Annotated in this window: 22 protein-coding genes; 12 read left to right on the top strand and 10 right to left on the bottom strand. The window is 61.3% G+C overall.

The window, feature by feature from the left end:
* Nucleotides 1-13 precede the first annotated feature (13 nt).
* Entirely contained in the window at nucleotides 14-496 is a 483-nt protein-coding gene (locus AC3WTO_RS22850) for an FxsA family protein (protein WP_492463208.1), read from the bottom strand.
* 266 nt (nucleotides 497-762) lie between these two features.
* Here AC3WTO_RS22850 and AC3WTO_RS22855 point away from each other — a divergent pair, with 266 nt between their 5' ends.
* Genes AC3WTO_RS22855 through AC3WTO_RS22870 form a run of 4 tightly spaced genes read left to right on the top strand, consistent with a single transcriptional unit; the run spans nucleotide 763 to nucleotide 3,472 of the window.
* A complete protein-coding gene (locus AC3WTO_RS22855; RefSeq protein ID WP_492463209.1) occupies nucleotides 763-1,473 on the top strand; it encodes a Tim44/TimA family putative adaptor protein in 711 nt (236 codons plus the stop codon).
* A 9-nt stretch (nucleotides 1,474-1,482) separates the two neighbouring features.
* Entirely contained in the window at nucleotides 1,483-2,586 is a 1,104-nt protein-coding gene (gene mltA, locus AC3WTO_RS22860; protein WP_492463210.1) for a murein transglycosylase A, read from the top strand.
* Entirely contained in the window at nucleotides 2,583-3,113 is a 531-nt protein-coding gene (locus tag AC3WTO_RS22865) for a Smr/MutS family protein (protein ID WP_492463211.1), read from the top strand. Before mltA ends, AC3WTO_RS22865 begins: the two co-directional genes overlap by 4 nt.
* Nucleotides 3,110-3,472: a helix-turn-helix domain-containing protein gene (locus tag AC3WTO_RS22870; protein ID WP_492463212.1), complete on the top strand. Its 363-nt coding sequence runs from the start codon at nucleotides 3,110-3,112 to the stop codon at nucleotides 3,470-3,472. The genes AC3WTO_RS22865 and AC3WTO_RS22870 overlap by 4 nt, the downstream gene beginning before the upstream one ends.
* Nucleotides 3,473-3,537: 65 nt before the next feature.
* On the opposite strand, the gene AC3WTO_RS22875 is transcribed toward AC3WTO_RS22870, so the two are convergent.
* From AC3WTO_RS22875 to AC3WTO_RS22905, 7 genes are all read right to left on the bottom strand, one after another.
* On the bottom strand, nucleotides 3,538-5,130 hold the full coding sequence (locus AC3WTO_RS22875) for a peptide chain release factor 3 (protein ID WP_492463213.1): 1,593 nt from the start codon (nucleotides 5,128-5,130) through the stop codon (nucleotides 3,538-3,540).
* A 71-nt stretch (nucleotides 5,131-5,201) separates the two neighbouring features.
* The gene (locus AC3WTO_RS22880; protein ID WP_492463214.1) at nucleotides 5,202-6,116 is read right to left on the bottom strand and encodes a YobF C-terminal domain-containing protein; all 915 of its coding nucleotides are present in this window, start codon (nucleotides 6,114-6,116) and stop codon (nucleotides 5,202-5,204) included.
* Between the two features lie 14 nt (nucleotides 6,117-6,130).
* Nucleotides 6,131-6,928 carry a MerR family transcriptional regulator gene (locus AC3WTO_RS22885; protein ID WP_492463215.1) on the bottom strand — a complete coding sequence of 266 codons (798 nt, stop codon included), beginning with the start codon at nucleotides 6,926-6,928 and terminating at the stop codon, nucleotides 6,131-6,133.
* A gap of 74 nt (nucleotides 6,929-7,002) precedes the next feature.
* Nucleotides 7,003-8,103, bottom strand: a complete 1,101-nt coding sequence (locus AC3WTO_RS22890; RefSeq protein ID WP_492463216.1) for a DNA alkylation repair protein — start codon at nucleotides 8,101-8,103, stop codon at nucleotides 7,003-7,005.
* Nucleotides 8,104-8,340: 237 nt separating this feature from the next.
* On the bottom strand, nucleotides 8,341-9,243 hold the full coding sequence (locus AC3WTO_RS22895) for a haloalkane dehalogenase (RefSeq protein ID WP_492463217.1): 903 nt from the start codon (nucleotides 9,241-9,243) through the stop codon (nucleotides 8,341-8,343).
* Nucleotides 9,240-9,833 carry a TetR/AcrR family transcriptional regulator gene (locus AC3WTO_RS22900; protein ID WP_492463218.1) on the bottom strand — a complete coding sequence of 198 codons (594 nt, stop codon included), beginning with the start codon at nucleotides 9,831-9,833 and terminating at the stop codon, nucleotides 9,240-9,242. The genes AC3WTO_RS22895 and AC3WTO_RS22900 overlap by 4 nt, the downstream gene beginning before the upstream one ends.
* A 118-nt stretch (nucleotides 9,834-9,951) precedes the next feature.
* On the bottom strand, nucleotides 9,952-10,776 hold the full coding sequence (locus AC3WTO_RS22905; RefSeq protein ID WP_492463219.1) for a pyruvate, water dikinase regulatory protein: 825 nt from the start codon (nucleotides 10,774-10,776) through the stop codon (nucleotides 9,952-9,954).
* A gap of 398 nt (nucleotides 10,777-11,174) precedes the next feature.
* Here AC3WTO_RS22905 and hemE point away from each other — a divergent pair, with 398 nt between their 5' ends.
* The 3 genes from hemE to rho all read left to right on the top strand — a co-directional run bounded on the left by hemE (nucleotide 11,175) and on the right by rho (nucleotide 14,171).
* Nucleotides 11,175-12,203 carry a uroporphyrinogen decarboxylase gene (gene hemE, locus AC3WTO_RS22910; RefSeq protein WP_492463220.1) on the top strand — a complete coding sequence of 343 codons (1,029 nt, stop codon included), beginning with the start codon at nucleotides 11,175-11,177 and terminating at the stop codon, nucleotides 12,201-12,203.
* Nucleotides 12,200-12,736, top strand: coding sequence for a protoporphyrinogen oxidase HemJ (gene hemJ / locus AC3WTO_RS22915; protein ID WP_492463221.1), 537 nt, complete (start codon nucleotides 12,200-12,202; stop codon nucleotides 12,734-12,736). Before hemE ends, hemJ begins: the two co-directional genes overlap by 4 nt.
* Before the next feature lie 172 nt (nucleotides 12,737-12,908).
* Nucleotides 12,909-14,171, top strand: a complete 1,263-nt coding sequence (rho, locus tag AC3WTO_RS22920) for a transcription termination factor Rho (protein ID WP_129412386.1) — start codon at nucleotides 12,909-12,911, stop codon at nucleotides 14,169-14,171.
* 153 nt (nucleotides 14,172-14,324) lie between these two features.
* On the opposite strand, the gene AC3WTO_RS22925 is transcribed toward rho, so the two are convergent.
* Entirely contained in the window at nucleotides 14,325-16,343 is a 2,019-nt protein-coding gene (locus AC3WTO_RS22925; protein ID WP_492463222.1) for a thioredoxin domain-containing protein, read from the bottom strand.
* A gap of 54 nt (nucleotides 16,344-16,397) precedes the next feature.
* Between AC3WTO_RS22925 and mnmE the strand changes: the two genes are divergently transcribed.
* From mnmE to AC3WTO_RS22950, 5 genes are all read left to right on the top strand, one after another.
* A complete protein-coding gene (gene mnmE / locus AC3WTO_RS22930) occupies nucleotides 16,398-17,717 on the top strand; it encodes a tRNA uridine-5-carboxymethylaminomethyl(34) synthesis GTPase MnmE (RefSeq protein WP_492463223.1) in 1,320 nt (439 codons plus the stop codon).
* A gap of 273 nt (nucleotides 17,718-17,990) precedes the next feature.
* On the top strand, nucleotides 17,991-19,862 hold the full coding sequence (gene mnmG / locus AC3WTO_RS22935) for a tRNA uridine-5-carboxymethylaminomethyl(34) synthesis enzyme MnmG (RefSeq protein WP_492463248.1): 1,872 nt from the start codon (nucleotides 17,991-17,993) through the stop codon (nucleotides 19,860-19,862).
* Complete coding sequence (gene rsmG, locus AC3WTO_RS22940) at nucleotides 19,859-20,488, top strand: 16S rRNA (guanine(527)-N(7))-methyltransferase RsmG (protein ID WP_492463224.1); 630 nt, start codon at nucleotides 19,859-19,861, stop codon at nucleotides 20,486-20,488. The genes mnmG and rsmG overlap by 4 nt, the downstream gene beginning before the upstream one ends.
* Nucleotides 20,489-20,531: 43 nt before the next feature.
* Nucleotides 20,532-21,320, top strand: coding sequence for a ParA family protein (locus AC3WTO_RS22945; RefSeq protein WP_492463225.1), 789 nt, complete (start codon nucleotides 20,532-20,534; stop codon nucleotides 21,318-21,320).
* 119 nt (nucleotides 21,321-21,439) lie between these two features.
* Nucleotides 21,440-22,324 carry a ParB/RepB/Spo0J family partition protein gene (locus AC3WTO_RS22950; RefSeq protein ID WP_492463226.1) on the top strand — a complete coding sequence of 295 codons (885 nt, stop codon included), beginning with the start codon at nucleotides 21,440-21,442 and terminating at the stop codon, nucleotides 22,322-22,324.
* A gap of 152 nt (nucleotides 22,325-22,476) precedes the next feature.
* Here the strand turns inward: AC3WTO_RS22950 and holA are convergent, their stop codons facing one another.
* Complete coding sequence (gene holA, locus AC3WTO_RS22955) at nucleotides 22,477-23,526, bottom strand: DNA polymerase III subunit delta (protein ID WP_492463227.1); 1,050 nt, start codon at nucleotides 23,524-23,526, stop codon at nucleotides 22,477-22,479.
* Nucleotides 23,527-23,911: the final 385 nt, after the last annotated feature.

Below are 23,911 nucleotides of genomic sequence, written 5' to 3' on the forward strand. Positions count from 1 at the left end.
ATTTAGCGCCTGTTCATTCATCCTTGAGCCGCCGCCATGGCGAATTCGGATCGGGATCGCGCGAAAAATCCTCGGTGTCGAGATCGATGATTTTCTCACGCTGGCGCGGCTTGAAACCGCCCTCGCCGAAAGAAGAGACCACCGAAACGCGGGACTTGAGGAAGCGCCAGGCGAAATCGCGCACGGCCGGGATCAGGAAAACCAGCCCGATCATGGATGTGATGAAGCCCGGCACCATCAGGAGGAGCGCTGAAAAGATCGTCATCGCGCCATGTGCCAGCGGCCGGCTCGGATCGCGTCCGGCCTCGATCTCGGCACGGGCATTGACCATGGTGCTGAAACCCTGGCGCTTGAGCAGCATGGCGCCGGCAATCGTCGAGGCGAGCACAAGCGCCACCGTGGCCAGCGCGCCGACCTGTTTGCCGACCACGACAAAGCCGGCGATCTCCAGCAGGGGAAGCGCCAGCACGAAGAAAGGGAGAAAGGAAGTACGCAAAACCCGCCCAATCGTTGTATGTTTAACCAAGCGACCAATCGCCGCGAGTGTGCGGGTTCTGAAATGCGCTGCAGCCTGATATCGGGTGCTGAGCGAACTTTGAAATCGCGACACTGGCGTTCACTATACCAAATAGGTATGCGCTGCTTGCGTTTGAATGATGGCGCTGCACGTTCTATATGGTTTTATAGTTTGGTGATCAGTCGCGAACCGGAGGCGCGACCGGTTGAGTTGGTAGGCCGCTTCGAGGGTGATTGGCACAGCACATGGCATTTTTCGACTTCGGCACGATATTCTTCCTGGTCGCGGCGGTGGTGATCTTCTTCCAGCTGCGCAATGTGCTCGGCCGCCGCACCGGCAGCGAGCGCCCGCCATTCGACCCCTATACGGCCGGCCGTTCGCGCGACAAGGATGCCGCCAAGTCCTCGGAAAATGTGGTCTCACTGCCGCGCAAGCGGGCACCCGGCGATGCGCCGGCGCCGGACGCCTATGCCGCGATCGACGCTTTCGCCAAGCCGGACACCGATCTCAACAAGGGCCTGCGCGCCATCAAGGACGCCGACGGCAGCTTTGAGCCGAAGGGTTTCGTCGACGGCGCCAAGATGGCCTACGAGATGATCGTGATGGCTTATGCCGACGGCGACCGCAAAACGCTGAAGAACCTGTTGTCGCGCGAGGTCTATGACGGTTTCGTTGCCGCCATCGGCGACCGCGAGGCCAAGTCCGAGAAAATCCAGTCCTCCTTCGTCGGCATCGACAAGGCCGACATCGTTTCGGCCGAGATGAAGGGTTCGGAAGCCCATGTCACGCTGCGCATCGTCAGCGAGCTGATTTCGGCAACCCGCGACAAGGCCGGCACCGTCATCGACGGCGACCCGGAGACGGTCGCCGAAGTCAAGGACGTGTGGACCTTTGCCCGCGACACCCGTTCGCGCGACCCGAACTGGAAGCTTGTCGCCACCGAGGAAGAAGATTGAGCTCCGCAGGTGCCGCTGTCGCCACTCCTTTCGGCGCGATCCTATGACGATCTGCCCGGCTGGGCCGACGACGACCATCTTGCGGCTTTCGACGCTTTCCGCCGTTCTGCCTTCCACGCACCGATAAAGCCGTACCGTACCGGTTCGCTCGGTATCGATTTTGCTGCGTTCGAAGCCGCCTATGCGGCGGCAAGGGCAGCGTCACCAGGCGACAGAGCCGATGCACGGGCGTTCTTCGAACATCATTTCGCCCCGGCCCGCATCTCATCCAACAATGACGCCGGCCTGGTCACCGGCTTCTATGAGCCGGTGGTTGAGGCTTCGCCGGTGCCGGGCGAGCGCTATCGCTGGCCCTTGCTGGCGCGCCCGGCCGACCTGATCGACATCGATGACGCCAACCGGCCTGCCGGCATGGATCCCTATCTCGCCTTCGCCCGGCGGACGGCGGATGGGGCTGTCGAATATCATGATCGTGGCGCCATCGAACGCGGCGCGCTTGCCGGCCAGGGTCTCGAAATCGCCTGGTTCGCCGACAAGGTCGATGTCTTCTTCATCCATGTGCAGGGCGCGGCCAGGCTCAACATGACCGATGGACGGCAGCTGCGCGTCACCTATGCGGCAAAGTCCGGCCAGCGCTTCACGGGACCGGGCCGCGTGCTGGCCGATATCGGCGAGATTCCGCTCGAAAAGGTGACGATGCAGTCGATCCGCGCCTGGTTCAGGGCGAACCCGGATCGTATCGACGAAATCCTCTGGCAGAACCGCTCCTTCATCTTTTTTCGCCTGGCAGCGGTGGACGATCCGGAACTCGGGCCGATCGCGGCCGCGAAAGTGCCGCTCTCGGCGGGCCGCTCCATGGCAGTGGACCGGCTGCTGCACACGTTCGGCACACCTTTTTATGTCAATGCGCCGACCCTTACGGCCTTTGGCGGCGAGCCATTCCGGCGGTTGATGATCGCGCAGGATACCGGCTCCGCCATTACCGGCCCGGCGCGCGGCGACCTGTTCGCCGGCTCCGGCGATGCCGCCGGTGAGATCGCTGGCGTGGTGCGCAACGCGGCCGATTTCTACGCGCTGGTACCGCGCTCGCTGCTCGAAGGAGCAGCGGGATGAGCCGGCGCCGCGACCAGGGTCTCTCCGAAGAAGATCGCGTGCTGTGGAACCTCGTCGCGCGCTCGGCCAAGCCGCTCAAGGGCAAGTCGATCGTCGAGCTCGCGGATGCGATCGAGCCGAAACCACCACAAAAGGAGCCTGCCCCGGCCAACATCGTTGCCGCGGCGCCCGCCAAGCCGAAGGCGCAACCCGTGCGCCACAGCCTCGACGAGCCGACACTGGACAAGCTGTCCAAGGGCCGGCTGCCGATCGAAGGCCGTGTCGACCTGCACGGCATGACGCAGGAAGAAGCCTATTCGCTGCTGTTTTCCTTCCTGCACCGCGCGCATGCCACTGGCGTGCGCTATGTGCTGGTCATCACCGGCAAGGGCTCGTCCTCCGGGGGTGACGGTGTCCTGAAGCGCTCCGTTCCAGCCTGGCTTTCGACACCGGCGTTCAGGATGCTGGTTTCCAGCCATGATCATGCCGCCCGGCATCACGGCGGCGGCGGCGCGCTTTACGTGCGCCTGCGGCGAACCCGGCCATGACACCGCTCGGCGAACGTATCCGGGTGCTGCGCGAGGAACGCGGCGTCAGCCAGAAGCAGATGGCCGCGGCGATCGGGGTGAGCGCCGCCTATCTTTCGGCGCTCGAACACGGCAAACGCGGCGTGCCGAGCTGGCCGCTGATCCAGAAGATCATCGGCTATTTCAACATCATCTGGGACGATGCCGAGGACCTGCAGCGGCTGGCCGAGAACTCGCATCCGAAGGTGAGGATCGATACGGCCGGCCTGTCGCCCGCCGCGACCGAACTGGCCAACCTGCTTGCCGAAAAGATCGGCAAGATCAGCGAAGCGGATATCCAGCGCGTGACCGCGCTGCTGCGCACGATGAAGCCCGTCTAGCGGTCTTCCGTCCGCAATTGCTCAAAACCGAAGAATTAGAGCGCTTCCGTGAAACCGGAGCCGCTCTAGGCGACCTTGTCGCGGACCTGGTAATCCTTGATGGCGGCGAAACGGATCGCTTTCCAGCGCTCGGCCTCGTAATTCAGCGAGAATTCGTGCTGCGCCAGGAAGACCGGATCATTGTCGAGGTCGCGGGCAATGTCGCCGCGATGCGCCTCGACAAAGCGCTGCAGGTCGAGCTTGTCTTCGGCACTGATCCAGCGGCACACCGAAAAACGCGACATTTCGAAATCGACAGGCAGCGAATATTCGATGTTGAGGCGTTCCTTCAGCACGTCGATCTGCAGCGCGCCGACGACACCGACGATGGCCGGCGAACCGTCCTCCGGCTGGAACAGCTGGACCACGCCTTCTTCAGCCATCTGCTGCAGGGCTTCCTTCAGCTTCTTGGCCTTCATGGCGTCGCCAAGGCGCACACGGCGCAGGATTTCCGGCGCGAAGTTGGGCACGCCGCGAAACAGGATGTCCTCGCCTTCGGTCAGCGTGTCGCCGATGCGCAGCGTGCCGTGGTTCGGAATGCCGACCACGTCACCGGCATAGGCTTCGTCGGCGGTGATGCGCGACCGCGCAAAGAAGAACTGCGGCGCGGTCAGCGACATCGGTTTGCCGGTGCGCACCAGCTTCGCCTTCATTCCGCGCTCCAGGGTGCCCGAACAGACGCGCACGAACGCGATGCGGTCGCGATGGTTGGGATCCATGTTGGCCTGGATCTTGAAGACGAAGGACGTCATCTTCGGTTCCGTCGCTTCCACCTTGCGCGTATCGGCCTCCTGCGCGCGGGGTGCCGGGCCGAAGGCGCCGAGCGCCTCGATCAGGTCGCGCACGCCGAAATTGCGCAGCGCCGAGCCGAAATAGACCGGTGTGAGATGACCCTGGCGGAAGGCATCGAGGTCGAACGGCCGGCAGGCTTCCCTGGCAAGCTCCAGTTCCTCGATGAAGGCCGGGCGGTCGTTGTCTGGCAAAAGGCCGGCGGCGCGGTTGGAATCGGGACCATGGACAAGGGTACGCTCGACTTCCTCGTCGTTGCGGCGCACGGCGTTCTCGGCGAGGTGATAGGTGCCGGCGAAGGTCTTGCCCTGGCCGATCGGCCAGGTGATGGGGGCGGTGTCGAGCGCCAGCTTCTGTTCGATCTCGTCCAGGATCTCGAACGTATCGCGCGCCTCGCGGTCCATCTTGTTGACGAAGGTGATGATCGGAATGTCGCGCAGGCGGCACACCTCGAACAGCTTCAGCGTGCGCGGCTCGATACCCTTGGCGGCATCGATGACCATCACGGCCGAGTCCACGGCAGAAAGCGTGCGATAGGTGTCGTCGGCGAAGTCTTCGTGGCCGGGCGTGTCGAGCAGGTTGAAGACGTTGTCGCCATATTCGAAGGTCATCACCGAGGTGACGACCGAAATGCCGCGTTCGCGTTCGATCTTCATCCAGTCCGAGCGGGTCTGAATGCGATCCTTCTTGGCCTTGACTTCGCCGGCCAGCTGGATGGCTCCGCCGAACAGCAGCAGCTTTTCGGTCAGCGTGGTCTTGCCGGCGTCCGGGTGGGCGATGATCGCGAAAGTGCGGCGGCGGGCAACCGCCTTCTCGATGGTTTCGGTCATTTAACAGGAATTCCGTTCGTTGCGCCGGCTTCTAGCAGCGACAAACCCGCCTGTCGAACGGAAACGCGGGCCTACAGCACCGCCAGCAATCTGTCATAGGTCGGCGCCAGTCTCATGAGCTGGGCGGCCGCCGCCGCGTCGTCCCGGGCCGTCAGCGGATATTGCAGGCTGCCGATGAGGCGGGCCTGTTCGGCTGCAACAGCGGCGGCTTCCGCATGGCCGATGCGCGCCAGACATGCCGCCGCATCGTTGGCGCGACGCGCGCCGACCCGGACCGCGAAATGGATGAGATGCGCGCGCAGACCCTTGCTGCAACCACGGCCGACCAGTCCAGCCAAGGCTTCGGCCGCCGCGCCGTTTCCGAGGCTGCCTTCGGGCATGTTCGGTGCGGCTTTCATGGAAAGCCATCGACGGGCCGCTGGAAGTGAGGCGCGGATGGCTTCCGGCTCGGAGATTTCCCGCTGCCTGGCGAAGCCGGTGCGCATGGTGAAAGGCGTGCCGTAGCTCAGCGTCTTCGCCGTCCAGGCGGCCATGAAATCCGCTAGCGGCAGCGTTGCATAAGGATAGCCCTGCGGGTCGTGCATCAACACCCGGTCGCCGTCCACCTCGAGCACGACCACATAATGGTCGGCTTCGATCGGACCGGTCATACCCGGCTGATGCCTGAGATGGCCCATCTCGAGCGGGCCGACCCAGACCGGCCCGTCAGCAAGCGCAGCCTTAAGCCGAAGTAGGGCCTCTGCCGCGCCGCCGCCCTTGGCACAATTAGATGTCCAGCCGAGCGCGGCCAGCGTGTCTTCGAAACTAAGTTCGGGGTCCCAGCCATAGGGGTCGAAGAAGGGAAGCTTGCCGCCGATCAGCTGCATGCCAAAAGGGCTCGACGTGGCGAACTCGACCACCGCGACCGATGGCGCGGCCGCGCCGAACATCATGGCGAAGGAGTTGGCGTAGCAGTAGGGACCGGAGCCGGTATAGGGAATGTGCATGACGAGCGCTTTCTTCAGGAATTGACCGGATAGGCGATGTCGAAATCCGAGCCGACGCTGCCGGGATAGATTTCATAGGGGCTGTCGATGGCGATCAGGCCCTGCCGGTCGATCCAGGCTTCGAGTGCGTCGTAGACGCAAAGCACCAGCGGGAAGTTCTCATGACCGGCAGGTACGGGCACGAAGGCTTCGCGGCGAGCGGGCAGCAGCCGGATCAGCAGGTCGTCAGCAGGATCGACCGGACCTTCGCAGGCAATCGCGACCTCGACGGGACCTTCATTATCGCGGGTGGTGAGATCGTGATGGTGCACGCACATCGGCCCGTCGCCGGGACGGCCTGAGGCGGCCAGATGCGCGCGAATGTCTGCTTCCGCCTGCGCCATATAGTCATCCAGGTCGGTCACGCTGACCAGTCGGCGCCGGCTTACGACCTTGGTGGCTGCAACATCGCGCAGTGCGATCGCCAGCGGCGGCATTGCGGTTTCTGCCTGGCGAGCCATCGCCTCGACCAGTTCCGCGTGACCGGACAGACGTTCGCTCTGCGCCTCCAGCCAAGTGCGCAGTTCGATCGCACGCGCCTGCGGCGACAGTTCCAGCAGCCCGGCGATGCGTGCCACCGGCAGGCCGAGCTGGCGCAGCCTCGCGATCAGCCGGGCCCGCGGCGCCTGGTCCGCCGCATAGTAGCGATAGCCGGTCTGCGGATCGACATAAGCCGGCACCAGCAAGCCCTGCTCGGCATAGAGCCGCAGTGCTTTGGGCGAAAGCCGGGTGGCCGCGCCGAAGCGGCCGGCAAGCAGATGAGAACGGGTCATGCCCCTGTCTAAGGCCAGCCCCAAGGGCGAGGTCAAGCAACAGAGTGGCCTTGTTCTGCAACTCGCTTTTGCGCCTACAGCGCGAGATCGAACCCGCTGGTGGCCAGGACCTCGCCATTGACGATCAGCTCGACGCGATGATGGCCGGCATGATGTTTGCGGGTGGTGAAGTCGCGAACGACCTGGCTGATGGAAAGCTCTGCCGTAGCGTCCGGCGCCAGCCTGATTTCCTTCAGCTTGAACACCTTTTTGGAGGCCGTTCCCGCCTTCTTCACATAATGGATCGCGTAGTCGATCACGAGTTTCTGGTCGCTGTCCGCCGTCGAAATCATCCGCGCCTCGAGCGCGATGCGCTCGCCGAGCTGAATTCTCGCCGGCTTCACTGCGAAATGTTCGACACCCACCTGCGGCGTGCCTGTGCTGCCGATCAGCTGCAGGGCTCGCCCATCGCCCTTCTTGATCAGTGTGCGCAGGGCATGTTTGACGATCCACGCGGTGTGGGCATCCTGCATGTCCCAGCCGCCGACCCGTTCGATGACCCTGCCCGGATTGTCCTTGGTGATGTCATTGAGATGGTTGGCAACCGATTTGCGCACATAGAGGCTGGTATCGCTTTTCAGCGCTTCGAGAATTGGCGCCGTCGGCGCGGGATCGGCAATCAGAGTCTTAAGGTTGAACGACCAGGGCAGGCGCGGTCGCGAGCCTTCGCTGGCCAGGCGGCGGACATGCTCGTTGTCGTCTTCGGCCCAGCCGATCATGACCTCCAGGGTGCGCTCGAAATCGCGTGCCAGGAAATGACGGATGGCGAACTCCGCCGAACCATAGCGGGTGAAATTGTGCAAAGCCCGCATGGAAAGGTCGAAATGCTCCTGTCCGCGCAGCGCGACAAATTCGGAAAGCACGATCGAGGCAAAGCCGTGGTTGATGCGCGGAGCGAGCGCGTCGAGGATTTCGAGCGCCTCGCCGTAGCTGGCCGGCAGGGTCGCCTGGAAGCTGAGCGCGGTCTGGCGCAGCCGCTGCATGATACCGAGTGCGTCGAGATCATTGGTGGCGAGCGACAGGAACCGTTCAGCATCGAAGCCCGCTGCAATCGCCGCGGTTTCACGGGCGAAATGGGCAAGCCGTGCCCTGTCGAAGATCTCCTTCAGCGCCGGCGCTGCCTGTGTTTCCGTCATGCCCGTTTTCGCCTTATACTGAGCCGTCAGCCTGCTCCCAGAGCGTTTCCGTTTTTCACGGAAACGCGGAAACACTCTAAGTTTTTGTTTTCGCCGCATTTTTGTAACGCCAAGTGATTCCACTTGGCTACAAAATGCTCCTAATCCGGATCGGAGCGGCGCGCCATCAGGCTTCCTGACACAGTCTGGCAGGAGGAAACTCTCACCTGCCGGGTTTGCGACCGAAATGGTCCAGCCTCAAGCTCTTTCGAGTTCGCGGGGCCTTGTCGCGATCGCCGGGATCCAGTCTTGCAGCGCTGAGCCGATCGCATCGGCATGGTCTTCCTGCAGGTAATGCGCACCTGGTCCGAGATTGATGACGTCGCAGTTTGTAAGCCGGGCCGCGAAGGTGCGCGCCTCTTCTGGTGAAACCAGCGCACCAGGATCGCCGTGGAAGAGCAGCTTTGGAAAGGTCGACGCCCTGAGCGCGCGATGATCGTGCGTGCTAATGGCTGCGACATCCGCCGGTTTGCCCTCGATCGGCATGTCGTTGGGCAAGGCAAGGATCGGCTTGCGGGTCTCGGCTGTCGGGAATGGCGCCCGGTAGGCATCCATCTCATCCTCGGTCATCGTCCGCAGCACCGAGTTTGGCAGCACGCGTTCGATGAAGATGTTGTCGTCAAGCACAAGCTTGTCTCCTTGTCCCGGCGTACGGAACGCCCTGAACAGGTCTCGTGCCTGCGGCCGCTGGTGGAAGTCTTCCCAGAGGGCGAAAGGCTGGATGAATTCCATGAAGGCGAGCCCAAGCACCCGTTGCGGCCGCCGCGCGGCGAAGTGGAAGGCAAGCGCTGTCCCCCAATCCTGCGCCACCAGCACGACATCGCGGATGTCCATCTTTTCGATGAAAGCGTCGAGGTAGCGCACCTGGTCGAAGAACCGGTACGCGATGTCCGGCTTGCCGGACTGACCATAGCCGATGAGATCAGGAGCAATGCAACGTGCAATCGGCGACACATGCGGGATGATGTTGCGCCAGATATAGGACGAGGTCGGATTGCCGTGCAGGAACAGGACGGTCGGACCGGCGCTGCCTGCTTCGACGTAGCTCATCGTTGAATCGAGTACCGCCACCTCGTGGCGCCCTGCTTGTTGTTCGGTCATGACGAAACGCCTCCAAAGACAGTTGCAAAAACGATGGCTTTGAACCGCTCCAGCGGTTCCGGACTGCGCTCGACCTTCATGCGCAACATCGCGCCCTGCCACGAGGAGAGCAGGAAATCGGCAAGATCGATGGCGCTGAAGCGATCCGTGATCTGGCCAGCCGCCTGGCCCTCGGCAATGCAATCGGCAAAGGGCCTGCGCCAGCGCTCGAAAATGGACACCAGTTGAAGCCGAAGCGGCTCGCTGTGCACGACCGTCTCGAGGCTGAGATTGCCGACCATGCAACCGCGCGACCAGTCAGCAGCCTCCAGCTTCGAGGTGATGAGATCGAGATAGCGCCGCAATCGCTTGACCGGCGGTGTGCCGTCGTCGGCCAGGCCCTGTTCGACCAGCCCGGAGACATAAGCGAAGTAGCGTTCGATCACCTCGCCGACGAAGGCTTCCTTGGACGGGAAGTGGTTGGTGAAGGAACCGGGTTTGGCTCCAGCCGCGGCGACGATATCGCGGACACCGGCGGCGGCATAACCGGCATCCCAGATCGTCTGGAAACCGGCGTCGAGAAGGTTTTCGCGGAGTGAGTGTCTAGCCATGAACCATTTAATACGTACGTACGTATTAAAGTCAAGACACTTGTTTGGGGCACCATGAAAGGCGTTGCCGAACGCCGAAATAGCTCCCGGTCTTTGGAAACGGGCGGAAGGAGTGTCTCTACCGCGTCTTCTCGCGCAGCAGGGCAACGATGGCAGCGGCCGTTTCTTCGATGGAGCGGCGGCTGACGTCGATGGTCGGCCAGCCATGGCGCCCGCACAGCTGGCGGGCATAGGTCAATTCTTCATTGATGGAGGCGCGATCGACATAAGCGGTGGAATCAAAGCCGGTGGTCGAGCCCAGCAGGCGGTTCTGCCTCACATGCGAGATGCGCTCGGCTGTCGCCACCAGGCCGACCACCAGCGGTGTCTTGGCTTCGACCAGCGCCGGAGGCACCGGAACGCCGAGCACGATCGGGATGTTAGCGGTCTTGATGCCACGGTTGGCCAGGTAGATCGAGGTCGGTGTCTTCGAGGTGCGGGAGATGCCGATCAGCACGACATCGGCCTGTTCCATGTCGAGCGGCAGCTGGCCGTCGTCGTGCTCCATGGTGAAGTTCAGGGCGTCGATGCGGCGGAAATATTCGGCATCGAGCACATGCTGGGCGCCGACGCGCCGACCGGCAGGTGTGCCCAGATAGGATTGGAAGACAGTCAGTACAGGCTCCAGCACCGACACGCATGGCAGGCCCATCGCAGCACAACGCTCGTCGATACGGTGGGCAAGCGCCTGATCAACAACCGTGTAGAGCACTATGCCTGGCTCTTCCTCGATGTCGTCGAACACCTTCATCAGCTGCTTTTCGGTGCGGATGAGCGGATAGATATGCTCGATGGCGCGCGCATCCTTGTATTGCGCCGATGCAGCGCGCCCGGCGGCCAACAAAGTCTCCCCGGTGGCGTCGGAGATCAGGTGCAGGTGAAAGAAGCTTTGCGGTTTGTTCACAAGGGCTCGCGTGGTGCTGTGGGTGGATGTGGATAAGTCGGGACCAATCCGGCGGGTGTGCAAAACCGACTGTATCAGATGGCCATTTGTCCACAATTGATGGCGCTGTCAGCTTTTTGCGGCCCTTGGGGACAAGTCTGGGGACGATGGAATCTGGCTGGATGCAGTTCACAGCAGAGACAAAAGATCACGTCGGCCAGTGCTTTGATTCCAAATATGGATTCGGGTTTTCCCCACTGTTCTCAAAACCGCGGAAAATAGCGCGCGACATTATGGAGACTGGTGTTTTGGTGTCCGATGCTGGACAGCTCGACATCCCCGATTCCAACAGACTCGTAGAATCAGAAGACTCTTTTAGAATCCTTTTTAGTTATAGATAGGCTTTCGAAAGCGAGCTCATGGCTGCCAGACGGACTGTGCTTGAAGTGCTGAAGGGGGAGACGGTTTCACCGCCTCCGCTTTGGATGATGCGCCAGGCGGGCCGCTATCTGCCTGAGTACCGGGAGACCAGAAGGCGGGCGGGCAGCTTCCTCGATCTCTGCTACAATCCGGACCTTGCGGTAGAGGTGACGCTGCAACCGATCGAACGCTTCGGCTTTGATGCCTCGATCCTGTTCTCCGACATCCTGGTGGTACCACACGCGCTCGGTCGCGATCTGCGCTTCGAGGAGGGCCGTGGGCCGCTTCTGACGCCGATCCAGGCTCATGAGATCGATGCGTTGAACACCGAACTGTTTCACGTGAATCTGGCACCGGTTTACGAGACGGTGCGTCAACTGCGCCGAAAACTGCCGGATGAAACCACCTTGATCGGCTTCTGTGGAGCGCCCTGGACAGTTGCGACCTATATGATCGCCGGCCACGGCACGCCGGACCAGGCGCCGGCCAGGCTGTTTGCGTATCGCGAACCCGAAGCTTTTAAACGGCTCCTGAAGACACTGGCCGATCAGTCGGCCTCCTATCTCATTCGCCAGATCGAAGCCGGCGCGGATGTCGTGCAGATATTCGATTCCTGGTCCGGCGTCCTGGACGAAGCCTCGTTCCAGGCCTTTTGTGTCGAGCCGGTGGCCGAGATCGTGCGGCAGGTCCATGCCGTGCATCCGGATGTGCCGGTGATCGGTTTTCCGAAGGGCGCCGGCGCCAACTACGCATCCTATCGCAGCAAGACGGGTATATCAGGTCTTGGTCTCGACTGGACCGTGCCATTGACCGCAGGGAAGGCCTTGCAGAAGGGTGGCGCGGTCCAGGGCAATCTGGACCCGCTACGGCTCGTCGCGGGCGGGCGGGCGCTGCAAGAGGGCGTGGATGCCATTCTGAATGCGCTTGCCGACGGGCCTTTGATCTTCAATCTCGGCCACGGCATTACGCCGGAAACGCCGATCGCGCATGTCGAGGCGATGGTGAAGCAGGTGAGGAGCCGTCGATGACCGACAGCAACAGCACAGCCAGCGGCGGCAATGCCTTGCGGCGGGCAGCGATCGCAATCGCGATCTTCCTGTTTCTGGCGGCGCTGCTTTACCTGGTGGCGCCAGAGGACTTCTATCCGTGGGCCAAGGCCATCCATGTGATTGCGGTGATCTCCTGGATGGCTGGCATGCTTTATCTGCCGAGGCTGTTTGTCTATCACGCCGACACCGAGCGCGGGTCACAGCAGTCGGAGACCTTCAAGGTGATGGAGCGGCGCCTGCTGCGTGGCATCATCAATCCGGCAATGGTGATCAGCTGGGCCTTCGGCCTGTGGCTGGCCTGGAAAGGCTTCGGCTTTCAGGGCGGCTGGCTGCACGCCAAGCTCGCGGCCGTGGTGGCACTGTCGGCGGTGCATGGTTATCTGTCGGCCGCGGTGCGCAAATTCGCAGAAGATCGCAATGAAAAACCGGCCAGACACTGGCGGATCGTCAACGAGATCCCCACATTGCTGATGATCATCATTGTCGTGCTGGTGATCGTAAAGCCGTTCTAAGCGGCGAAAGCCTGGCGGAAGCTGTTATTTCGCGCCTTGCTCTTTGAATGGTGTGACGGTACAAGACGGGTCTCTCCTCGTCACGCGCCCCATTCAGCTTCCTACCTCTCGGTCGCGTTCGGCTATTTCTCTCGCCGGCCCATTTTCCCATTTTACACTTAGGCTCCTCCTCATGCAGGAAATGAAACTCCAGGAATTCAAGAACAAGAAACCGACCGATCTGATCGCTTTTGCCGAATCGCTCGAGGTCGAGAACGCCAGCGTGATGCGCAAGCAGGAGCTGATGTTCGCTATCCTCAAGAAGCTGGCCGCGCAGGACATCGAGATCATCGGCGATGGCGTCGTCGAGGTGCTGCAGGACGGCTTCGGCTTCCTGCGCTCGGCCAACGCCAACTACCTGCCGGGTCCGGATGATATCTACATCTCGCCCTCGCAGATCCGTCGCTTCTCGTTGAAGACCGGCGATACGGTCGAAGGGCCGATCCGCAGTCCGAAGGAAGGCGAGCGCTATTTCGCGCTGCTCAAGGTCAACACCATCAATTTCGATGATCCGGAGAAGATCCGGCACAAGATCCATTTCGACAATCTGACGCCGCTCTATCCGAACGAGCGGCTGAAGATGGAAATCGAAGCGCCGACCAAGGACCTGTCGGCCCGTGTCATCGATCTGGTGGCACCGCTCGGCAAAGGCCAACGTGGTCTGATCGTGGCGCCGCCGCGTACTGGTAAAACGGTGCTGTTGCAGAACATCGCCCATTCCATCACGGCCAACCACCCTGAATGCTACCTGATCGTGCTTCTGATCGACGAACGTCCGGAAGAAGTGACGGACATGCAGCGTTCGGTGAAGGGCGAGGTAGTGTCCTCGACCTTCGATGAGCCGGCCGTTCGCCACGTGCAGGTCGCTGAAATGGTCATCGAGAAGGCCAAGCGCCTCGTCGAGCATGGCCGTGACGTCGTCATCCTGCTCGATTCGATCACCCGCCTCGGCCGCGCCTACAACACCGTAGTGCCGTCATCCGGCAAGGTGCTGACCGGCGGTGTCGACGCCAATGCGCTGCAGCGTCCGAAGCGTTTCTTCGGTGCTGCTCGCAACATCGAGGAAGGCGGTTCGCTGACCATCATCGCGACCGCACTGATCGATACTGGCAGCCGCATGGACGAAGTGATCTTCGAAGAGTTCAAGGGTACCGGCAACTCGGAAATCGTGCTCGACCGCAAGGTTGCGGACAAGCGCATCTACCCGGCGATGGACATCCTCAAGTCTGGCACCCGTAAGGAAGACCTGCTGGTGCAGAGGCAGGATCTGCAGAAGATCTTCGTGCTGCGTCGCATTCTCGCGCCGATGGGCACGACCGATGCGATCGAGTTCCTGATCGACAAGCTGAAGCAGACCAAGACCAATGGCGACTTCTTCGATTCGATGAACACCTGATCGGCAAGTTCACGATCGATCATTCCGGCAAGGCGCGCTCTTCGGGCGCGCCTTTTGCTTTCTGGGAACATTGATGAAAGGCGGGATGCTCTGGAGTCGGCTGGGACCAGGGTCCGGCTAGCCAATTGCCAGAGCCGCGGATTGACGCGTTCTCTATGGTGCTTTTGCGCGTAACAGCTCCTCGAGCGCGTCAGGGTCGGTGACCGGCGGCAGGCAAGACTGGGCTATGCACAGATAGGCGCCGGGTTTGTCGGTTGAGGGCACGACGTCGCCGGGCAGGCTCGGTGCCGTGCCACCGAGGGGAACGGCGATGTCTATGCGGCGCGGGTCTGGATTTCGATTCGCCACCGCAACGAGGCTTGGCTGGCCCGGATCCTCACCGATAAGCAGCTTCAGCGGCTCGAGCGCCAGAGCACAGGAATTGACGATACCGGCCTGGCCATAGGTCTGCTGACCGGCGCGGCCCAGGGCATGCTCGGCCACCGTGAGCGCTTTTTCGTACAACGCGATGTCGCCTGTTACGGTCGCCAGCCGCGTCAAGGCTTCGATGATCTGCCCGGTGGCGGACGCTATGGCTTCGTCGGCATCGCCGCGGATGCGGATCGGCACATCGCTGCTGTCCGAAGCGGACAGAAAATATCCGGTACGGTCTGTGTCGGCATGCCATCGGTCCAGCTGCTCAGCCAGGTTTCTGGCGATGCCTATATAGCTTGCATCATCGGTTGCTTCGAACAGCGCCGTTGCGGCCGTGATCATGGCCGCATAGTCGCTGGATAGGGCGGGGAACAATTTCCTGTCGCCGAGAATGGAATGTGGAAAGCGGCTGTTCTCGGCGGCCGCGAGGATGCCGGCAAAGGCCTGGGCGGCGAGATCGACCCAGTCATTTCGCGCGAAGTTGCGACCACATTCGGCCAGAGCCGTGATCAGCAGGCCGTTCCAGTCAGTCAGCACCTTGTCGTCTCGGCCCGGATGCACTCGGATGGCTCGGTTTGCGAGGAGCCTCGCCTTCAGGCCAGCAACAATCGGATAGTTTGCGACTTCCCACTCCCGTTGCGCATCGGTTTGGCGCAGAATTGGTTTGCCTTCCCAGTTGGAGGGAGCAGCGAGATCATAACAGGCTGCGAAGGCAGGGAGATCGGACTGCAGGGCCCCGGCGACCTGGTCCTTGCTCCAGGTGTAGAAAAGGCCTTCTTCGCCGTCGCTGTCGGCATCCAGACTGGAAGCAAATGCACCGTTTTCGCTGCGCATTTCGCGCGAAAGCCAGTCGATGGTCTCTTCGATTCGTATCCGGAACAGTTCGTCGTGCGTGGTGGCAAAGGCCCAGTTTGCCATGCGCAGCAGCTGGGCGTTGTCGTAGAGCATTTTCTCGAAATGCGGCACGGTCCAGTAAGCGTCGGTCGAATAGCGGCAGAGGCCGCCACCGACATGGTCGTAGATGCCACCTGCCAGCATCTTCCGCAGGGTCAGGAGAACGGCATCGCGATGAGCTGCCTTCCCGGTTTGTAGCCAGGAAAGCCAGAGCGCTGTCACGAAGGGTGCGTTCGGAAACTTCGGAGCGCCCTTCAGCCCGCCATCGTTCCAATCGATCATGCCTTCGATGCCGTCTGCCAGGTGTGGCAGGGTCTGCCGATCAAGCAGAGCTTTGGGCTGCGTTGCCGAGAGCCGCGAGGCGACGTGAGTGATCAAGCCGCCGGCGCTCTGGTTCAGGCTGTCCCGCTTCTCCCGCCAGGCCTTTTCGACCGCCTCGAGCACCTGGACGAAACCCGGCCGGCCGTAGCGCGAACGTGGCGGAAAGTAAGTCCCACCCCAAAACGGCTTGCCATCAGGGGTCAGAAACATGGTCAGCGGCCAGCCGCCTTGCTCGTCCATGGCAGAGAGCGAGGCCATATAGATCTGGTCGATGTCGGGTCGTTCTTCGCGATCAACCTTGATGTTGACGAAGAACCGGTTCATGACGCCGGCGATTTCGTCGTTCTCGAAACTTTCATGCGCCATGACATGGCACCAGTGACAGGCGGCATAACCGACGGAAAGCAGGATCGGGCGATCCAGTGTGCTCGCTTCATCCAACGCTGCCTGTGACCAGGCTCGCCAGTGAACGGGATTCTGCGCATGTTGGCGCAGATAGGGACTTGCTTCTTCAGCGAGCAGATTCTTTTGCGGTAAAATCACGGTTCCAGCCTGTTCTCTATGTCATGGAGGGTAGGGCATTTCGAAGAGCGGACAATGAGATTTTCAGATTCGATCGTTGCGTTATCGAGTGGAAAGCCGCCCGCCGGTGTCGCGGTGGTGCGTTTGTCGGGCTCCAGGACTCGATTCGCTCTCGAAACGATTCTGGGCGGATGTATACCCGGACGCGAGGCGGTGCTGCGACGGCTGAGGCAGCCCGATGGATCCGTGATCGACACCGGGTTGCTGATCTTCTTCCCTGGGCCGGCCAGCTTCACCGGTGAGGACGTCGCGGAGTTTCAGGTCCACGGTGGCAAGGCTGTGGTGTCTGCTCTGCTGCGGACATTGACCGCTATTGACGGCATCCGTCATGCTGAACCCGGTGAATTTACCAGACGAGCTTTCCTGAACGGCAAGCTTGACCTCGTCGAGACCGAAGCTCTCGCTGACCTGATCAATGCCGAAACCGAATCACAGCGCCGTTTTGCCCTGCTCAATGCGAGCGGCGCCCAGAGCGAACTTTACGATGGTTGGCGCCGGCGGTTGATCCATGCGCGCGCGATGATCGAGGCTGAGATCGACTTCGCTGATGAAGACGATATTCCAGGCTCCGTCTCCGATACCGTCTGGTCTGATATGCGCAAGCTTTCCAGTGAGATCACCGCGCATGTTCGCGGATTTCATGCCGGTGAGATCATCCGGGAAGGCTTCGATGTGGTGATCCTTGGCGCGCCGAATGCCGGGAAGTCGAGCCTGTTCAATGCGCTGGCCCGGCGTGAAGCCGCAATTGTCAGTGATGAACCCGGAACGACACGTGATCTGCTTGAAGTCGTACTGGATCTGCATGGCCTGAAAGTCCGGTTGACGGATACCGCCGGGTTGAGAGAGCAAGCCGGCACGATTGAAGGCATAGGCATTCAGAGAGCGAGGAACCGCGCGGAAAGTGCGGACCTGATTGTGGTGCTGCAGGACGTGACGGTCGCACCGGCGGATATTGAGTTACCGGTTGGACCACGTCTGCTTCGCATCGGGACGAAGATGGACCTGCTCCGCCCCGATACGAAGGCGGACGATACTTTCGATCTTGTTGTCTCTGCGAAGACAGGCGCCGGTATGGATCAACTGCTTGGAACGCTTGGAGAACTGGCGGAAAGCGCCAGCGGAGCTGCAGGAAGCTTGATGCCGACGCGCTTGCGGCATGTCGAACTGCTGGAGGAGGGCAAGGCGTTCATCGAGAGAGCGCTTATCCAGACAGACTTGGAACTTCAGGCAGAAGATTTACGGCTGGCTGGAGAACGGCTTGGCCGGATTGTCGGCATTGTCGACGTCGAGGATCTGCTCGACGTGATCTTCTCGCAGTTCTGTATTGGGAAGTGACTCACGTGAAACACCGGTGCTTCACCCCGAGTACCGGAACCGACTTTCGGAAAAGCGGTGGTGGCCGCACCACCCGCCATGCGCCAGATCAGAGGACGCACCCGCGCGAGGGTGACTCACGTGAAACATCCCGGGCAGGCTGACTCACGTGAAACAATAGCCCTGTCTACAGATCACAACTGGCACGTGTTTCACGTGAAACGTTCGGTTTTTCTTGACAGGAATCATTCGGAAGAACATGACAGCGCTAACGAAACTCCTGGAGCACAAACAATGATCAGCAGCTACGACGTCGTCGTGGTTGGAGGCGGCCATGCCGGTTGCGAGGCTGCCAGCGCGGCAGCCCGCGCTGGTGCACGCTGTGCTTTGGTCACGTTGCGCTTCGATACCATCGGCGTGATGTCCTGCAATCCCGCCATTGGCGGTCTCGGCAAAGGTCATCTCGTTCGCGAGATCGATGCTATGGACGGCCTGATGGGCCGCGTCGCCGATGCTGGTGGTATCCAGTTTCGCTTGCTGAATCGCCGCAAGGGTCCTGCCGTGCGCGGTCCTCGTACGCAGGCGGATCGCAAGCTGTACCGGCTGGCGATGCAGGATGCCATCCAGGCCCAGCCAAATCTCGACGTGATCGAAGGCGAGGTTTTCGATCTCGAGGTCAGCGACAACATCGTCTCAGCGGTGGTGTTGGCTGACGGCCGACGTCTGTCTTGTGGCTCTGTGGTGTTGACCACCGGCACATTCCTGCGCGGATTGATCCATATCGGCGACCGCAAGATCGTAGCCGGACGCATGAACGAACAAGCATCCGTTGGCCTGTCGGCAACCATGGAGCGCATTGGCTTCAAGCTCGGTCGTCTGAAGACAGGCACACCGCCGCGGCTGGATGGACGCACGATCGAGTGGAAAGTTCTGGAAAGCCAGGCCGCAGATGAGAACCCGGTTCCGTTCTCCCTGATGACGGATCGCATCCGCAACCCGCAGATCGATTGCGGTATTACGCGCACAACTCCGCAATCGCACGCCGTTATCCGCGCCAATCTCAATCGCTCCGCCATGTACTCCGGCGAGATCGAAGGGGTAGGGCCGCGTTATTGCCCGTCCATCGAGGACAAGATCGTCAAGTTCGGCGACCGCGAGGGTCATCAGATCTTCCTGGAACCCGAAGGTCTCGATGATCCGACGGTCTACCCGAACGGAATTTCGACATCGCTGCCGGAAGATGCGCAGCTTGAGTTGCTCAAGACGATTCCAGGCCTTGAGCGCGCCACGATGCTGCAGCCGGGCTATGCCATCGAGTATGACCACGTCGATCCGCGTGAACTGCACCAGTCGCTCGAGACCCGCAAGGTTCAGGGGTTGTTTCTTGCCGGCCAGATCAATGGCACGACGGGATACGAGGAGGCCGGGGCGCAGGGGCTTGTCGCGGGTTTGAACGCGGCGCGCCGCGCGGGCGGTAGCAGTCAGGTCGTGTTCAGCCGCACTGAAGCTTACATCGGGGTAATGATCGATGATCTCACAAGCCGAGGCATCGCTGAGCCTTACCGCATGTTCACATCGCGCGCGGAGTTCAGGTTGTCATTGCGCGCCGACAATGCCGATGAGCGTTTGACCGGCAAAGCCATCGACCTCGGTATCGTGTCGGTGGAGCGAACCCGCCGCTTCGAAGAGATCAGGACACGGATCGACACAGCGCGTGAGCTGGCGAAGCAGATCCGATTCACTCCGAACGAGGCGGCCAGCCATGGCCTGGAGATCAACAGGGATGGAGTTCGGCGCTCCGCTTATGAGCTGCTGGCGTATCCGGATGTCGATATGGCCTGGTTGGCCAGGATCGATTCGCAGTTTGGGGCCTTCGATGCCAAGACGGCAGAAGCCCTGGAGATCGAAGCAAAGTATTCTGTCTATCTGGATCGTCAGAGGGCGGATGCGGAGCAATTGCGACGGGAAGAAGGTCGGCAGATTCCAACAGGGCTTGATTTCGGCGCTGTGGCCGGACTGTCTAATGAACTCAAGCAGAAAATGCGCGATCGCAAACCGCGGTCGATCGCCGAGGCCCAGCGCATGGAGGGGATGACTCCCGCAGCCCTGGCCGTGATTGTGGCTCATATCCGAAATGCAGAAATCGTCGAGAAGGGTGCCGCGTGAGCGCTGCATCCTATGAGAGTTTGCGGAAAGTGGCTGGGAACGTTTCACGTGAAACGTTTGCGGCACTTGAGGCCTTTGAGACGCACTTCCTGAAATGGAACAGAAGCATAAATCTCGTTGCGTCCTCGACTGAGGGCGACGTCTGGCGGCGGCATATCCTGGATAGTGCGCAGCTTGCAGCGATAGAACCGACAGCAAAGCGCTGGGTCGATATCGGTTCCGGCGGCGGCTTTCCTGGACTGGTGATGGCTTTTCTGCTCGGCGAGCGCGGTGGGTCTATCGATCTTGTTGAGAGCAATCGCAAGAAGACCGGTTTTCTGCAGGCAACCGTGGGGCAGTTTCGATTGCCCGCGCGGGTCGTTGCCCGGCGGATTGAAGATTCATATCCGCTTGTCGGCGCACCGGAGATCGTTACAGCGCGGGCACTGGCTTCGCTGATCGATCTTCTTGATCTCACCGAGCCCTGGCTGGGCTCGGGCGCGCGTGCTTTGTTCCACAAAGGCCGGGATTATCAGCGGGAAATCGAAGAAAGCACTCACCGCTGGCGCTTCGATCTGGTAGAACATCCAAGCATGATCGACCCACAAGGGGTTGTGCTTGAGCTGCGAAATGTTCGCAGAGTTTGATTCAACGTGTGATGCTAGCGAAATGAATTTGTGGCGGAAAACCATGACCTCCACCGGACCCAGGATCATTACGGTTGCCAATCAGAAGGGCGGCGTCGGCAAGACGACCACCGCCATCAACCTTGCAACGGCGCTTGCCGCGATCGGTGAGCGGGTGCTGATCGTCGACCTCGACCCGCAGGGTAATGCGAGCACCGGGCTCGGCATCGACCGTCGCGATCGTGCCGTCTCTTCCTATGATGTGCTCACCGGTCAGCTCGATCTGGAAGCCGCGGCAATGCCGACGGCCGTGCCTGGCTTATCGATCGTGCCTTCGACGCTCGACCTGCTCGGCATCGAAATGGAGATCGCCTCGGCGCCGGACCGTGTCCTGCGGCTGCGCAACGCCATCCACGCCTCCGACAAGTTCAGCTATGTGCTGATCGATTGTCCGCCCTCACTCAACCTGCTGACGCTGAATTCGATGGCGGCAGCCGATTCGGTGCTGGTTCCGTTGCAGTGTGAGTTCTTTGCACTGGAAGGTCTCAGCCAACTGCTCGAGACTGTCGAGCAGGTGCGCGGGTCAATCAACCCGAGTTTGAGCATCCAGGGCATCGTGCTCACCATGTTCGATGGCCGCAACAACCTCGCCAACCAGGTCGTACAGGACGTGCGCGCCTATATGGGCGACAAGGTCTATGAGACGATCATCCCACGCAATGTGCGCGTGTCGGAAGCGCCGTCCTACGGCAAGCCGGCGATCCTCTACGACCTCAAATGTTCCGGCAGCCAGGCCTATCTGCAGCTGGCTTCGGAAGTGATTCGCCGCGAGCGCCAGCTGCGGGCTGCATAGTTCGTACATTGGAGCGTTCCGTGAAAACGAAAAGCTCCAACTCCTTGTTTTTACACAATTCCGGGCGAAAAACACATCTTTCCTGGATTGACTGAGCGAAACGACCTGGAAGACCTGAGATGAACGACGATCCTTCGAGAAAGCGGCTGGGACGAGGGCTTGCGGCACTGATCGGCGAGATCGACCGGCCTGCGAGTGCGGCTGCCGAACAGCCGCGCCCGGCAGCGGACGGCAAGGTGCCGATCGAATTCGTCTCCCCCAATCCGCGCAATCCACGCCGCCATTTCGGCGATGCCGAACTGACGGACCTGGCGCAGTCGATCCGCGAGCATGGCGTGGTTCAGCCGGTGGTGGTGCGCTCTTCGCCCGCACAACAGGGCCGTTACGAAATCATTGCCGGCGAACGGCGTTGGCGGGCAGCGCAACGCGCCGGCCTCATCGAGATTCCGGTGATCGTACGCGAGGTCAATGACCGTACGGCACTCGAGTTGGCGATCATCGAAAACGTACAGCGTGCCGATCTCAACGCGGTTGAAGAAGCGCTTGGCTACCAACAGCTGATCGACGATCACGGCTATAGCCAGGCCGATCTCGGCCAGGTTATCGGCAAGAGCCGCAGCCACGTCGCCAACACGCTAAGGCTTCTGAAGCTGCCGGATGTGATCCGCGACCTGCTGGTCGACGGGTCCTTGTCGGCAGGGCATGCGCGTACGCTGGTCACCGCACAGGATCCGGCAGGACTTGCCAAACGCATCGTGGAAGAAGGGCTTTCCGTCCGTCAAGCCGAAGCGCTCGCGCAGATGCCGGTCCAGGCGCAGCGCGAAGCGAAGCTCTCGCCCCCCACGGAGAAGGACCCGGATACGCTGGCGCTGGAAAAGCTGCTGTCCGATGTTACCGGCATGAAAGTGGTGATCGCGCACAAGAGTGGCGGCGGCGAGCTGCGTGTCTCGTACCGTTCGCTCGACCAACTCGACGACCTCTGCCGGCGGTTGAAACAGGCCTGAGCCGCTGATTCGACATCGGTTGATTCGCGCTAAGTTATTGTAAGACAATAGCTTTGTTGGCAATTAAGCTTCGCGTGAAGCGTTTCGCTCTTCAGGAAACGCTTCACTGCTTTGCCGTACGGAAAACCGCTACATATCCCGTAGCGTCTGCTCTACCGTCGTTGCGCCAGCCGCGCGCTTTCCACGGCGATGCCCAGCAGAGCCTGCCGGGCAATCGGCTCGGCAAGGTCGGATCGCCTCCGTGTCTGCAGGACAGCGGCCTGAAGCCGCGCCAGCGCTCGGTTCAGGCCTTCGGAACTCCAACGTTCCAACGCGGTTTCGATCAAACGGCGGCGCGTGAAGAAAACCGGCGGCTTGTGGGCGGCAACGACCGCCGCCGCATTGCGAGCGCCGCTGGCTTCCATTGCGCCACGCATCGCATGCAGCGCCTGGAACTGCCGCATCGCGGCAGCCAGCGCCAGGAATGGCTGGCCGCCAGCCTGGCATTGGCGGGTGAAAGCCATATCGAAATCTTCCAGCTTGCCAGCCAGCACCGCGTCGACCGCATCGTCGAAGGATTGTCCGGAGACGTCGCCGGTCAGAACGCGTACATCTTCCAGCGTAATTTCACCGCGGCCGTGCGCATAAAGCGCCAGCTTCTCGACTTCGCCGCGCGAAGCGAGGCGGTCTCCGCCGAGACTGCGACGCAAGGTTTGGCGGGCTTCGAGCGTCATGGTCATGCCGGCCTTGCCGAGTTCGTCATCTATGACGGTCTCGATATCGCGCGCATCATCGGCATAACAGGGCAAGGCCATGGCACCATTTGCTGCCTCGACGGTGGCCCGCAATCCCACGCCTTTCTTCAGATCGCCGGCCTCGATCAGCACGATGGCATCACGCGGTGGCTCGGCCAGCAAGGCCTTGACGTCATCGGCGAGGTTCTTCTGGGCACCGGCGTTGCGCAACCACAGCAGACGCCGATCGGAAAACATCGGCACGGTGCGGGCTTCATCGAGCAAGCGACCCTGGTCGCGGTCGGCGTCACCGGCATCCAGTTTCACCACTGAGAAGGGATCATCGAGCGGCAGTCCGGTACGCGCTGCGAAAGCCCGCGCGCGCTCCGCTACCAGCCCGCGGTCCGGGCCATAGATCAGCACCAGCCAGGTGCCGGAGTCCGGCCGGGCCAGCCACGAATCGACTTCAGAGGCTTTTTTCTGTGCCATGGTGGTCCCCTAGCACGATGCGGCGCTCAAAGCATGTCGCGCAAATGCGTGCTGAGGTTTTGCCACGGCGACTTGCGCCAAATCGAGGAGCGAAAGCGTGGGACGCGAATCTGAAGGCTTGTGGACACTCACAGCATCTGCGGCAGCTTTTGGAATACAAGCGATGGCAAGCAATCTCATTTGTTGCCGCAACAGGCATGGATGAGACGGGATATTACGTGCGTTTCCTGCAACATTGCGCCGCCGCCGGGGCTGAGGGCACCGTGCTGGGAGAGGCAAACACGGTGGAGGTACTTTGACGCTGCTTCAGCGTCGAAGATATGCCAACATCACAGATTGAAAGTGATGGAACGTCTCCTGGGCGTCCGCATGGGCGTTCGACGTT

The organism is Mesorhizobium sp. EU05-FHT14A09, assembly GCF_058790995.1.